The sequence below is a fragment of the Bacillus sp. FSL R9-9410 genome (assembly GCF_038050385.1).
Lineage (GTDB): Bacteria > Bacillota > Bacilli > Bacillales > Bacillaceae_G > Bacillus_A > Bacillus_A cereus_U.
On sequence record NZ_JBBOTV010000001.1, the window covers coordinates 888631 to 900922 of the forward strand.

The following is a 12292-nucleotide window of genomic DNA, read 5'->3' on the forward strand; positions in this document are numbered from 1 at the left end:
GTGCGAAAGGTTCCTTCTTTAATGAAGATTGTGCTTCTTGAGTAATTTCTTTTGTTCCACTCCTTTTTTTCCAACATAGTTATTTTTGTATCCAAAATATAGAATGAATAGAAATGAAATAATATTTACTAGAGCGTCAATTTGATCGTTTGTAATGAAGTTTACTCCGAAAGAGTTAAATAGTAATTTTAATGATAATAAAAAGCCAGCTAGTAAGCGCATAATATCTGATAGATTTTCTTTTTGAGGCATATAGGTCACTCCTTTCTAAAAACGATATATAGTATATATATGAAATAAAATAGAAAAGGTATACGAGCTTAAGTAGAAATGTACATGGAATGTGTACATTTTTTATTTTGTAGAAAAACATTATTGTTATAGAAGCATATATTAGTATAGAAGGGAGGGAAAGTATGAAATATAAGGGGAAAATAAGTGGATTACTACTTGGGAATACAGTGGCAGTTACAGAATGGATTGCGCTGCAGGACGTAATTACAAAACTGGATTCGCGTTCATTTTATACCGTCTTTATTATTTATATATTGCAAATGATACTAAGCTGCTATTTTGGACATTGGTATGATAAAAGAGAGAGTGGGCGTATGAATACGGAAGTAGGAGGAATGGCAAGCAACGATTTTGTTGTTGATTTTTTTGGAAAAGTAGCTGCTTTATCGGAACGAGATTCTCGTAATATTACAGTGTACATTCTTTCTGTAAAAGAATGGGAAGGATTAAAAGACACAGTGCAAGAAAAAAGGTTTGAAGTGTTAGTGCAAAAATTGGAACATACCATTGTAAAGACAATTCGAAAAGGTGATGTCGTTACTAAATGGGATGAAAATAAGTATGTTATTGTAGCGATTGATAATGACTATGAAAAGTCAACAATAACAAATCGATTAATCAAAAATATTCAAAATGAAATAGCGAATGATTTATTAAGTGTCACACTATTATTTGGGGCTGCAAGTTATCCGATAGGAGGGAAAACTTTTGAAGACTTGTTTAGAAAGGCACAAAATCAATTGTATAATTATAGAAACTTGCAAAGTCATGAATGAAACTTTGATTTGAAGAAGTATGATATAAAGAATTTTTTGTAACATTTTTTTGTCTTTTGTTACAAGAAAACTTTTTTTTGTAACAAAAGTCTTTAAAAATATATGAAATCAGCATATAATTGTCTGTGGATGTGTCAATGCATTTTGCACAATGCGTTTCATTTTAAAAGTGTAGAGGAAAGCATGCTCTACACTTTTCCTTTTTAAGAAATTAAAAGAATCTTTGTAAGAGTTGCGAGGTCACCTTTGCACTATGTAAAATGGACAAAGAGGTTATTTGATAGAAAGTGAGAAAGGGAATGATAGACGTGAGAGGTCAACGAACATCTTTTATCAGGTGAAACATTATAGTGTTTCTTGCAATAGGTAAGATTAAGGTAAATACCTTTATGTTTTAAGACATTACATAATTTCAAGTACGAAAATTGTACAAGCAGTATAAATAATTATTGATGATCTTCGTAAAAAAGATGCGAGCGTGAAATAGATAAAGAAGTTACATGTTTTTCATGGGATTTTTGGCACGATGGTCGTTTATTAATAGGAGGAAAAGATGTTGAAATATAATAAATTAGCAATTGTAACTGCATTATCAATGACTTTACTAGCTGGTTGTTTCGGCCCAAAACCAGAAGAGGAGCTATATGTTGCATTTGAAAATGCTGCCAAGCAAGAAAAAACAATGTTTGAAGATGCGAAAAAATTAGAGTCATTAGAGAAAGAGGGGCAAGTATTATATAATCAAATTGTCCAAGAAGGAAAAGATAATAATCAGGCTGTTAAGGATAAGCTTGATCAAGCGGTGAAAAATACAGCTGAACGAGAAAAAGTTCTTATTAAAGAAAAAGAGGCGTTAAATAAAGCGCAAGAAGAAGTGAAGTCAGCTGATAAGCATGTGAAGAAAATTGAAGATAATAAATTAAAAGACCAGGCGGATAAAGTAAAGAGTACTTATGAGAAACGACATGATTCATTCCAAAAGATGTACGATAGCTATAATAAATCTTTAAAGCAAGAAAAAGAATTATATACAATGCTACAAGATAAAGGTACAAAATTAAAAGATATTAGCGAGAAAGTAAAGTTAGTAAACCAAGCATATAAAGATATTGAGACAGAAAAAGATAAGTTTAATGAATATACGAAATCATATAATACAGAAAAAGTTGCATTCTATAAACAAGCGAATATTAAAATTAAGGAAGATAAAAAATAAAACAGTTTGGCCTAATATGGGCCAAACTGTTTTATTTTTTTGTATAGGTACGGCTATACCATGGAACTGCTTCGCTTAATTTTTTTTCTTGTTTTAATGCTTCAGGACCAATATAATCTTGAAGTGTTTTTTTTGCTATTGTTAAAGATAAGGTTGTTTTCGGATTTCGATAGGAGGATTCAAGGTGACCAAGATGCGGTAGGGTGCGAAAATCATCTTTCGTAGGAGGGATATGGAAAAAATAATCACCTAAACGTATAAGAACATCGGATTGTTGTTGACTAAAACGTGGATTTCTAGAAAAATGTAATCCTTCTTTGATAGCCTTTTTTTCAGTAATTAAGCGTTCTAAAGCAGTCTTTTTTAACCAATATAAGTACTTAGGGTTAGTTGCAGCTTTAGCATGACGATTCACAACGAAAATAGATTGAGCTAGTCTATTAATAGAATGTTGATTATGTAATTGAGATTGGGGTTGTGAAGGTTTCATATTGAATCTCCTTTCAAGTTTTCCTTATTATAGCATAAATAAAATGGGTTTTTATTATATGCAAAAAGTAATTGTATATATTTTCAATATTAAAGCAATATTGTTATAAAAAACAACTATTTTGTATAATAGTGATAGAATATGTTTCAGAAATTTGATAATGAAAGAGTGAGAAGTTTGAAAGAAATATTAAAACTACAATATGCCATTATAGACATTGGTTCTAATACAATGCGTTTAGTTATTTATGAAAAACAAAGCGGGGGTTTTTATAAAGAGATTGAAAATACGAAAGTGGTCGCTAGGTTAAGAAATTATTTAGTAAATGGTGTATTAAGTGAAGAAGGAATAGAAGTATTATTACAAACATTATTTCAATTTCAAGAAAGTACACGATTCCATAAGTTACATCATGTACTTTGCGTTGCAACGGCAACAATTAGACAGGCTGAGAATCAAGATGAAATTAAAAAACTTGTTGAAGGGCAAACAGATTTTACTCTTAGAGTTTTATCAGAATATGAAGAAGCACGTTACGGTTATTTAGCAGTTATGAATTCCACTTCATTTTCAGAAGGAATTACAGTTGATATTGGTGGGGGGAGTACAGAAGTTACATACTTTCGAAATAGAGAAATTTTAGAATATCATAGCTTTCCTTTTGGAGCACTTTCTTTAAAGCAACAATTTATTCAAGGTGATATTCCTACTACAGAAGAGTTAGAGGAAATAAAAAACTATTTATGGTATCAATTTCGAACGCTACCATGGTTAATCGATAAAGAATTACCCCTTATCGCAATTGGGGGGAGTGCGAGGAATATGGTGAAAATCCATCAAAATTTAATTTGTTATCCTATAGCTGGATTACATTTATACAAAATGAAAGAAGAAGATATTAAACATGTAAAAGAGGAATTAAAAGAATTGTCGTTCATAGAGCTTCAAAAGATGGAGGGGTTAGCAAAAGATCGAGCAGATACAATTATTCCAGCAGTCGAAGTCTTTCATATGCTTGTTAACGTTATAGAGGCACCGGCATTTATATTGAGTAAAAAAGGATTAAGAGAAGGTGTTTTTTATGAAGAATTAGCGAAAGATTTGGGGATTTCGTACTATCCGAACGTAGTAGAAGAAAGTTTATATTTATTATCATATGAATACGAAATGGATATGGAATTTGTAGTTCAACTTATTAAACAAGGAACATTGATTTGTAAACAACTTGAAGGAGTAGGACTTATTTCTATGTCGGAAAAAGACTGGGGAATATTCCATCAAGCGGCGAAAGTATTTAATATAGGGAAGTACATTGATGAAGAAGCGAGCCGCTTACATACGTTTTATTTACTAGCGAATAAAACAATTGATGGCATGATGCATAAAGATCGAGTTAGATTAGCACTTATTGCTTCATACAAATCAAAAATGTTATTTAAACAACATTTAGCCCCGTTTGAAGGATGGTTTGATAAAAGTGAACAAAAAAAAATCCGGTTATTAGGAGCTGTTTTGCAATTTTCAGCCGCTTTAAATGTGAGACAAAGAGCGCTTGTTGAAACGATATTTATAACAGAAAGTAAAGAAGGATTAACATTTAGAATTGTATGTGAGCAATCGGCATTAGCGGAAAAAGTGCAAGCTGAAAAACAAAAAAAGCAGCTAGAAAGAGTATTGAAAACGAATATTAACTTATTATTCGAATCAGAATGTTAAGTTGTACGGATGTCTTTACGAAAAATTAACACTTTGGAATATTATAATTTGATAAAATAAAAGTAACTAAATTATAGTGAAAAAGTTTCAAAGGGAAGTGTGAAGAGAATGGAATTGCTAAAGGGGAATTTAGTAAATTTAAATGATACAGCGTATTATAATAACCGCGAGTTGAGCTGGTTAGCTTTTAATGAACGTGTACTACAAGAAGCGCAAGATGAAAATAATCCACTTTTAGAAAGATTAAAGTTTATTAGTATTTTCAGTTCAAATTTAGATGAATTTTTTATGGTGCGCGTAGCAGGTTTGAAAGATCAAGTAAGTGCTGGATTTAATCAGCCAGAAAATAAAGCAGGTTTAACACCGAAGAAACAGTTAAATAAGATTGCGATAAAAGCTCATGACCTAATGACTGTACAGTATGATACGTTTAAAGGTTACGTATTGCCAGCGCTTGAACTAGAGGGAATTGAACGTCTAACATTCCATGATTTGACGAAAGAGCAGAGGGGATTTATCGAAGAGTATTTTGATGAACAAATCTTTCCAGTGTTAACTCCTGTAGCTATTGATGCGTATCGTCCATTTCCTATGTTATTAAATAAAAGCTTGAATTTAGCTACTATTTTATACGATGAGAAGCAGGCAGAGGAAGAAAATCGTACGAAGTTAGGAATTGTCCAAGTGCCTTCTTTACTGGAGCGTTTCATATTTTTACCGAGTGAAGGGCAAAAACATAAATTTATTTTATTAGAAGATGTAATTAGTGGTTTTACCCATAAATTATTCACAGGATATAACGTATCACCTGTTACTCGTTTCCGTATTACACGTAATGCGGATTTAACAATCCATGAAGAAGGTGCACGCGATTTATTAAAAGTAATTGAAAAAGAATTGAAAAAGCGTAAGTGGGGAGCTGCCGTCCGTTTAGAAGTTGGTAAAGAACACATTGATGAAAGAGTGCTAGCGTTATTGTATGAGGTGTTGGAAGTAAAAGATGAAGATGTGTACATGATGGATGGACCGTTAGATTTAACATGTTTATTCTCCTTATATAAAAAATTAGCGCCTTTATATGAACATCTTGTATATCCGGCTCTTATTCCTCAACCTCCTCAAGATTTAGGTGATGAGGAAGATGTATTTGAAAAAGCGATAGAACATGATATTTTATTACACCATCCTTTTGAGTCGTTTCAGCCAGTCGTTGATTTTGTCCGTGATGCGGCAGATGACTCGAATGTACTTGCGATCAAACAAACATTATATCGTGTAAGTGGAGATTCTCCAATAATTCAGGCGTTGAAGGTAGCAGCTGAAAAAGGAAAACAAGTGACGGTATTGGTGGAGTTAAAGGCGAGGTTTGATGAAGAGAATAATGTTAATTGGGCTAAAGAATTGGAACAGGCCGGATGTCACGTTATTTACGGAGTAAGTCACTTGAAAACGCATAGTAAAATTACGTTAGTTGTAAGAAGAAGAAATGGAAAAATTGAAAGGTTTGTACATCTTGGAACCGGAAATTATAATGATGCAACAGCGAAGTTGTATACCGATTTTGGATATATTACATCGCGAAAAGACTTTGGTGTAGATGCAACAAATTTCTTTAATTACTTGAGTGGTTATACAAAAAAACCGCATTTTCATCATTTATCTGTTGCCCCGTTTGATATAAGAGAGCAGTTTATGGAGTTAATAGATGAGGAAATTCGTTACCATAGACAATATGGAAATGGATATATTATCGCTAAGATGAATTCGTTAACAGATAAACCGTTAATAAAAAAAATGTATGAAGCATCGCAAGCTGGGGTAAGGGTAGAGCTCATCGTTAGAGGGACATGTTGTTTAAGACCTGGTATTCCAAATGTAAGTGAAAATATTCGTGTAGTTAGTGTTGTGGGAAGATATTTAGAACATAGCCGTATTTATTATTTCCATCATAATGGAGATGAAAAAATATATTTATCTTCAGCTGATTTGATGACGCGAAATATGGAAAAACGAGTAGAAATATCCTTCCCAATTTTAGATATTGAAATGAAAGCGAGAATAAAGGCAATTTTACAGCTAATTTTAGCTGATAATGTGAAAACACGTGAACAAAATAAAGATGGTGACTATTATTATATAATTAATAGTAGTATAGAAGAAATTGATAGCCAAGTGAATTTATTTAAGATGGCGTATCAAAATACAGACGCTGAATAGTAGATAAAAAGTAAAAACCTCTTAATCGAAATTAAGGGGTTTTTATTTTTTATCTACTCATATGTTCCATAAATGGAAGAATGAGTAGAGAGAATAGTTTTTTATTATAGGCGTGTGATAAATCGGTTCGTTGATAGAAAAACATTAGAAGAATCGTTGTTTTAAATTAATAATAGTATGGTTGTTGACAAGGCCCTCCGTAACAAGGAAAGGGTGCTGGTGGTGGGAAAGGCGGTGGATATGGCGGATAAAACGGTCTAGGGCCGAAAGCTAATGCTCCACCGAGTAACCCTCCAGCAATTCCAGCTAGAAATGGAACACCGAAAAATGGTAAGAAGCGTGAGTCGCCTGCTGGGCCAATAGGTGCTGAACGAACTGGGATCGGTTGATAATATGGATACATGAACAAACCTCCTTTACTGGACTCATTTTTATCATATGGTGGACCAAGTGTGGATGAGCGCGTACAAGAAAGGATATGTGAAAAAATAGGCGAATCGTTACGAATGTTGTAGGATAAAGAGTGTAATTTCAGGTTTTGACATAAAGCGGAATGGGATACGTGTTCTTCCAATACCTCGATTGACATAAAGAGTCAAACCTTGAATGTTATAGAAACCTTCAATATATTCTTTTGCAAGCGACGGGGTAATAATAGCACCTAAAAAAGGAATTTGTACTTGTCCGCCATGGCTATGACCAGAAAGTTGAAGATTGATTGGATAGGTAGCGATTTGTGGCGCGATATCTGGTTCGTGAACGAGAACAATGGTATAAATATGTTGTTTTGCATGCTGTAAAGTTTCCGCTATTTTTGGTTTACCTAGTAGCATATCATCGAGCCCGAAAATAGAAATTTCACTATTATCCAGTAAACGAATTCGCTTTTCGCTATTGTGCAAAAGTTCAAATCCAGATTCGCGCATAATGTGGTCATAGTATTCAGTTCCATATCCACCATGGTCGTGGTTACCATAAATAGAAAATTTACCGAAGGGTGCCTGTATATTCTTTAAAATGGATGCAACAAAAGGAGCCTCGGTATATGTTTGGTAATTATCAATGAGATCACCAGTAAAAAGGACAATATCTGGCTTTTCAGCATTAATTTTGGAAACGATTTGAGATAAATGTTGGAGAGAGAAATAGTATCCTAGATGTAAATCGCTAAATTGAAGAATCTTCATACCATGAAAACCTTTTGGTATGAGCTGTGATTTAAGTGTATGTTGCGTAACAGAAAGCAAATAGGGCTCTATATATTTAGCATAATAATAGCCGATACTGGCGGTTATAAATGAATATAGACAAGTGCGTATTCCAGATTTCAAAAAATTTCTTCTTGTAATTTTCTTCATATACAGGTTACTCGAATCTCCCTTCAGTTTTTTGGAAATATATTTTAAACACTAAAAAAGTAGTATAGATTACGAAAAAATGAACGAAAAGAAACCCCCTTTACGTTAAAATATCAGAAAAATTGAAAAATATAAAGATTTCTATCAAATAAAGTGATAAAATGAATGTGTATTCATTTTTTGGAGGGGATGTATGTGAAAGAGAAGGTAGTTATTATAACAGGTGGATCAAGTGGAATGGGAAAAGGGATGGCGACTCGTTTTGCGAAAGAAGGGGCACGAGTTGTTATTACAGGGCGTACAAAAGAAAAGCTAGAAGAAGCAAAGTTAGAAATTGAACAGTTTCCAGGGCAAGTATTATCTGTACAAATGGATGTACGAAATACTGATGATATTCAAAAAATGATTGAACATATTGATGAGAAGTTTGGACGAATTGATATTTTAATAAATAATGCAGCCGGAAACTTTATTTGTCCAGCAGAGGACTTATCTGTGAATGGCTGGAATTCGGTAATTAATATTGTATTAAATGGTACATTTTATTGCAGTCAAGCTGTTGGTAAATATTGGATTGAAAAAGGTATAAAAGGAAATATTATTAACATGGTGGCAACATATGCATGGGATGCAGGCCCAGGGGTTATCCATTCGGCAGCAGCTAAAGCTGGTGTATTAGCAATGACAAAAACTCTTGCTGTTGAGTGGGGACGTAAATATGGGATACGAGTTAACGCTATCGCACCAGGACCAATTGAACGTACAGGTGGTGCCGATAAATTATGGATTTCAGAAGAAATGGCTAAGCGAACAATACAAAGTGTCCCACTTGGTAGGCTGGGGACACCAGAAGAAATTGCGGGTCTAGCTTATTATTTATGTTCAGATGAAGCTGCATACATAAATGGAACTTGTATGACAATGGATGGTGGCCAGCATTTGCACCAATATCCATTTTAAAAGGGATGGAAAATGAATGATTTATTATTTTTTCTTTGGTGAAATGTGACGAAGTTGTGACATGTGAGAGAAATGTGTTTACAAAGGGGAATATATACGTTATATTTAAGACCTCTTTTTTCTTCATAGTAGAATTGCTAATTCCCCTTAGCATTTTACCCCTCTAATCCCTTCAGGAAAACTGAAGGGATTTTTTATTATTTTTCCGTAAATATCGTGTTATAATTTTTGAAAAGTAAAGGGAGGGAAGCACGTTGATAGATGCATTAGATGTAATGAGTAACTTGGATAAAGTCCTTCCTTATTATCAAGCTATTTTTAGTGCTGATGAGCATACAGTAATTGGATATGAAGTTGTAGGACGTATTCAAATAGAAGAGGGCATACAAAGTTTAGCATCTTTCTTCCATGATGATTCTATTCCGAGTGAGTTCCAACTTGAAGCGGATAACATCATTGTAGAAAAAGGGTTAAATAGGTATTTAGAAACGGATCAAAAATTATTATTATTTATACATCGGAATGCTAATGTATTAATGAATGATGAAGATGAAAGTTTACTTCAACTTTTGCTGATGTATGAAGAACAAGGTTTGAACTTACAACGCATTGTTCTAGAAATAACAGAACATGAATGTAAAGAAGATATAGAACAATTTAATCATTTACTGATGTATTATCGTACATATGGTATTCAAATTTCGATTAATAAAGTCGGAACGGGTACAAGTAATTTAGAGCGTATTAGCGTGTTAGCACCGGATATTTTAAAAGTAGATTTAACAAATTTAAGGCAAACTGCACTTTTACAATCTTATCAAGATATTTTATATTCCTTATCTTTACTTGCTAGAAGAATTGGTGCGACATTGTTATATGAAGAAATTGATGCTTTTTATCAACTACAATATGCTTGGAAAAACGGTGGTAGATATTATCAAGGTAATTATTTGAAAGAATGTTTACCTGATTTTATTGAAACGAATGTTTTAAAAGAGCGACTTGGTAATGAATGTCATCAATTTATTCTGCATGAGAAGAAGAAGTTGCAAAAAATTTATAATTTAACAGAGATGTTACGTGATCGAATTGGTGATGTTCTGTCAAAACAAAAAAAGAATGAAGATATAAATGATTGGTTATTACAATTTAGCCAAAGCATATCACAATATAGTTTTCGGATATTTATTTGTAATGAAGATGGTTTCCAACAATCTGGTAATATTATGAAAAAAGATGGTGAATGGATCATTATGCCAGAGTATTATATGAAGAACTGGAGTTGGCGCCCATATTTTCTAGAAAATATAATGAAAATGCGTTTTGAGAATAAGGCAAGACTTTCAGATTTATATGCTGATATCGAAACTGGTGAAATGGTACGAACATTTTCATTCCCGATTGATGATGAAAACTTTTTATTTATAGATTTATCGTATGAATATTTATATGAGGAAGATGTTTTATTTTAATGCGCGAAGAGATTCGTGCATTTTTTTGTTTGTTTTTATCATAAATTGGTAATAGTGAAAATGATGATGAAAATGCTGTCTATCATTGTAAAGATTTTACGAACGAAATCATCCCTTTCTTTGCATAATCATTGTTACAATGAATACTACAAAGACAAGCTCTTTTAAAAGGAAGGTGAAAAAATGAAGAAATATGGAATATGGTTTGTTCTATTTATATGTGTTGCCTTTCTAGTTGGCTATAGTGTCACAACTGTTTTAGGAAAAGAAGAAGTGAAAGTGGATCGGAAAGAAGTGTTTACAACGATACAAAAAGGTTATGAGACGCAATTTTCAATTCGCGGAAAGCAAATATCTATGAATAAGATGATAGAGACGTTATCACCATATTTTACAAATAATTTCCTTCAAGTTTTTACAGATGAAAACAGTAGAAATGAAAAACAAAGTGGTGAATATTTACTTCCAGCAAAAGAAGCTCCGTTTTCCTTTAATTCAGAAACAAAAATGTCTTATGATGAAGAACATAAAAATTTATATGTCTACGAGCGGGCAAAGAGTGGACAATATCAAATTGTGACATTGCAAAAGGATAATGGAAAATGGAAACTAGCAGGGTATCATGAAAGTCAGGAACTGTTGACTGAAATAAAAAGGTTACAACAATTATGAGAATAGGGATAGGTGTCCCCTATTCCTATTCTCTACCGAGTAGCTGTTGTAATTTTTCAATTTGAAAACCTGCGACAACTTCTCCGTCAATTACAACTGTTGGAGTTGAATAGGACTCATAGTCATATAAAAGACGATTGCGTGCAGCAGCGTCTTTTTTTACGTCAAATTCTTCATATACAACGTTATTATGTTTTAAAAATTCTTTCACAATGGTACAAGGCGGACAATCAGGTTGTGTATAAACCTCAATTTTTTTCATTGTAATTCCTCCCTTTTTCTGTTTTTTATTATATTCTGCCAGTATAAAAAGCGCAATAAAGAAGTAAAAAGATGCCCTTTCATCTTTTTACTTCGTATTTCGACAAATTTTAGTTGAGTTTCTGGCCAAGAACCTTTATCCTAGATTGTGGAACGTTTTTTCTGTTATGACGGATAGAATGAGTATAGCTGTAAAACCTATTGGTAGGAAGATCAGAGAAAGGAGAGATTTCATGTCTCTACTCCAAGGAATTTTAACTCGACTTGTTAGTCTACAAGAACAAGCTGAAAGCGGTGAAGTAGCACAACGCTATTTTGAAGTGAACGGTGAGCGCAAATGTAGCGTGAAATTTTTCGATAAAAGTGAAATGTATGAATTAGAAGTGTATCAACAAGGTGAAAAACCTCAAGTGTATCAATTCGATAACATCGATATGGTTGCAATTGAGATTTATGATATCATTAATTGATACATATAAAAAAGGTACTGCCAAATGGCGGTACCTTTTTTAGTTATATTAATTAATGGGCTATACAGGTAGTAGAAGTTGCAATTTAAGGCGCGATTAAATAAAAGTTTTTTTACAAATGTATATGTATAGGAATTTTTTATTTTTCCTACAATGATAGTAAATATTAATAGGAGGTGCAAAGGATGGAACGCTTACCGATTGTTATTTGTCCTAATTGTCACAGTCATGCTGAAATTAATCATGTATTAACCGCCCAGTCTAATCAAAATGTAATATATACATGTAAGTTTTGTAATTATGTAATTCGAAATATTGAAACGAATAAAGGGTAGTAAGTTATAATTTTTGTTTTTGTCCCATACAATGAGAATACGAAAAGTCTGTCTA

Annotated in this window: 14 protein-coding genes; 9 read left to right on the forward strand and 5 right to left on the reverse strand. The window is 32.8% G+C overall.

What is annotated here, in order from left to right:
• Positions 1-18: 18 nt before the first annotated feature.
• Positions 19-252 carry a phage holin gene (locus tag MKX77_RS04935; RefSeq protein ID WP_341305966.1) on the reverse strand — a complete coding sequence of 78 codons (234 nt, stop codon included), beginning with the start codon at positions 250-252 and terminating at the stop codon, positions 19-21.
• 164 nt (positions 253-416) lie between these two features.
• Here MKX77_RS04935 and MKX77_RS04940 point away from each other — a divergent pair, with 164 nt between their 5' ends.
• Both MKX77_RS04940 and MKX77_RS04945 read left to right on the forward strand, forming a co-directional pair.
• Complete coding sequence (locus MKX77_RS04940; protein WP_341305967.1) at positions 417-1070, forward strand: diguanylate cyclase domain-containing protein; 654 nt, start codon at positions 417-419, stop codon at positions 1068-1070.
• A gap of 553 nt (positions 1071-1623) precedes the next feature.
• Complete coding sequence (locus tag MKX77_RS04945) at positions 1624-2286, forward strand: YkyA family protein (RefSeq protein ID WP_002066948.1); 663 nt, start codon at positions 1624-1626, stop codon at positions 2284-2286.
• A 31-nt stretch (positions 2287-2317) separates the two neighbouring features.
• On the opposite strand, the gene MKX77_RS04950 is transcribed toward MKX77_RS04945, so the two are convergent.
• Positions 2318-2776 (reverse strand): YkyB family protein, encoded by a 459-nt coding sequence (locus MKX77_RS04950; RefSeq protein WP_002066920.1) that lies wholly within the window; start codon positions 2774-2776, stop codon positions 2318-2320.
• Positions 2777-2917: 141 nt separating this feature from the next.
• Between MKX77_RS04950 and MKX77_RS04955 the strand changes: the two genes are divergently transcribed.
• Together MKX77_RS04955 and MKX77_RS04960 are read left to right on the forward strand one after the other, a co-directional pair.
• On the forward strand, positions 2918-4492 hold the full coding sequence (locus MKX77_RS04955; RefSeq protein ID WP_341305968.1) for a Ppx/GppA family phosphatase: 1575 nt from the start codon (positions 2918-2920) through the stop codon (positions 4490-4492).
• A gap of 108 nt (positions 4493-4600) precedes the next feature.
• Complete coding sequence (locus MKX77_RS04960) at positions 4601-6709, forward strand: polyphosphate kinase (RefSeq protein WP_215554030.1); 2109 nt, start codon at positions 4601-4603, stop codon at positions 6707-6709.
• A 166-nt stretch (positions 6710-6875) separates the two neighbouring features.
• Here the strand turns inward: MKX77_RS04960 and MKX77_RS04965 are convergent, their stop codons facing one another.
• Together MKX77_RS04965 and MKX77_RS04970 are read right to left on the reverse strand one after the other, a co-directional pair.
• Entirely contained in the window at positions 6876-7112 is a 237-nt protein-coding gene (locus MKX77_RS04965) for a hypothetical protein (protein ID WP_002199486.1), read from the reverse strand.
• Positions 7113-7209: 97 nt separating this feature from the next.
• A complete protein-coding gene (locus MKX77_RS04970) occupies positions 7210-8067 on the reverse strand; it encodes a metallophosphoesterase (protein WP_341305969.1) in 858 nt (285 codons plus the stop codon).
• Between the two features lie 195 nt (positions 8068-8262).
• Here MKX77_RS04970 and fadH point away from each other — a divergent pair, with 195 nt between their 5' ends.
• The 3 genes from fadH (at position 8263) to MKX77_RS04985 (ending at position 11171) form a co-directional block, all read left to right on the forward strand.
• Positions 8263-9027, forward strand: coding sequence for a 2,4-dienoyl-CoA reductase (fadH, locus tag MKX77_RS04975; protein WP_002145986.1), 765 nt, complete (start codon positions 8263-8265; stop codon positions 9025-9027).
• 254 nt (positions 9028-9281) lie between these two features.
• Positions 9282-10499 carry an EAL domain-containing protein gene (locus MKX77_RS04980; RefSeq protein WP_341305970.1) on the forward strand — a complete coding sequence of 406 codons (1218 nt, stop codon included), beginning with the start codon at positions 9282-9284 and terminating at the stop codon, positions 10497-10499.
• A 183-nt stretch (positions 10500-10682) separates the two neighbouring features.
• Positions 10683-11171 carry a DUF3993 domain-containing protein gene (locus tag MKX77_RS04985; RefSeq protein WP_002111512.1) on the forward strand — a complete coding sequence of 163 codons (489 nt, stop codon included), beginning with the start codon at positions 10683-10685 and terminating at the stop codon, positions 11169-11171.
• 25 nt (positions 11172-11196) lie between these two features.
• Here the strand turns inward: MKX77_RS04985 and MKX77_RS04990 are convergent, their stop codons facing one another.
• Positions 11197-11433, reverse strand: a complete 237-nt coding sequence (locus tag MKX77_RS04990) for a glutaredoxin family protein (RefSeq protein WP_341305971.1) — start codon at positions 11431-11433, stop codon at positions 11197-11199.
• A gap of 232 nt (positions 11434-11665) precedes the next feature.
• Between MKX77_RS04990 and MKX77_RS04995 the strand changes: the two genes are divergently transcribed.
• Complete coding sequence (locus tag MKX77_RS04995; RefSeq protein ID WP_002111509.1) at positions 11666-11902, forward strand: YkuJ family protein; 237 nt, start codon at positions 11666-11668, stop codon at positions 11900-11902.
• Between the two features lie 185 nt (positions 11903-12087).
• A complete protein-coding gene (locus MKX77_RS05000; protein ID WP_002160670.1) occupies positions 12088-12237 on the forward strand; it encodes a hypothetical protein in 150 nt (49 codons plus the stop codon).
• Positions 12238-12292: the final 55 nt, after the last annotated feature.

Bases quoted from the DNA above. Each gene is read 5' to 3' on its own strand.
- MKX77_RS04935 (WP_341305966.1), bottom strand. From the start codon at position 252: ATGCCTCAAAAAGAAAATCTATCAGATATTATGCGCTTACTAGCTGGC.
- MKX77_RS04940 (WP_341305967.1), top strand. From the start codon at position 417: ATGAAATATAAGGGGAAAATAAGTGGATTACTACTTGGGAATACAGTG.
- MKX77_RS04945 (WP_002066948.1), top strand. From the start codon at position 1,624: ATGTTGAAATATAATAAATTAGCAATTGTAACTGCATTATCAATGACT.
- MKX77_RS04950 (WP_002066920.1), bottom strand. From the start codon at position 2,776: ATGAAACCTTCACAACCCCAATCTCAATTACATAATCAACATTCTATT.
- MKX77_RS04955 (WP_341305968.1), top strand. From the start codon at position 2,918: ATGTTTCAGAAATTTGATAATGAAAGAGTGAGAAGTTTGAAAGAAATA.
- MKX77_RS04960 (WP_215554030.1), top strand. From the start codon at position 4,601: ATGGAATTGCTAAAGGGGAATTTAGTAAATTTAAATGATACAGCGTAT.
- MKX77_RS04965 (WP_002199486.1), bottom strand. From the start codon at position 7,112: ATGTATCCATATTATCAACCGATCCCAGTTCGTTCAGCACCTATTGGC.
- MKX77_RS04970 (WP_341305969.1), bottom strand. From the start codon at position 8,067: ATGAAGAAAATTACAAGAAGAAATTTTTTGAAATCTGGAATACGCACT.
- MKX77_RS04985 (WP_002111512.1), top strand. From the start codon at position 10,683: ATGAAGAAATATGGAATATGGTTTGTTCTATTTATATGTGTTGCCTTT.
- MKX77_RS04990 (WP_341305971.1), bottom strand. From the start codon at position 11,433: ATGAAAAAAATTGAGGTTTATACACAACCTGATTGTCCGCCTTGTACC.
- MKX77_RS04995 (WP_002111509.1), top strand. From the start codon at position 11,666: ATGTCTCTACTCCAAGGAATTTTAACTCGACTTGTTAGTCTACAAGAA.
- MKX77_RS05000 (WP_002160670.1), top strand. From the start codon at position 12,088: ATGGAACGCTTACCGATTGTTATTTGTCCTAATTGTCACAGTCATGCT.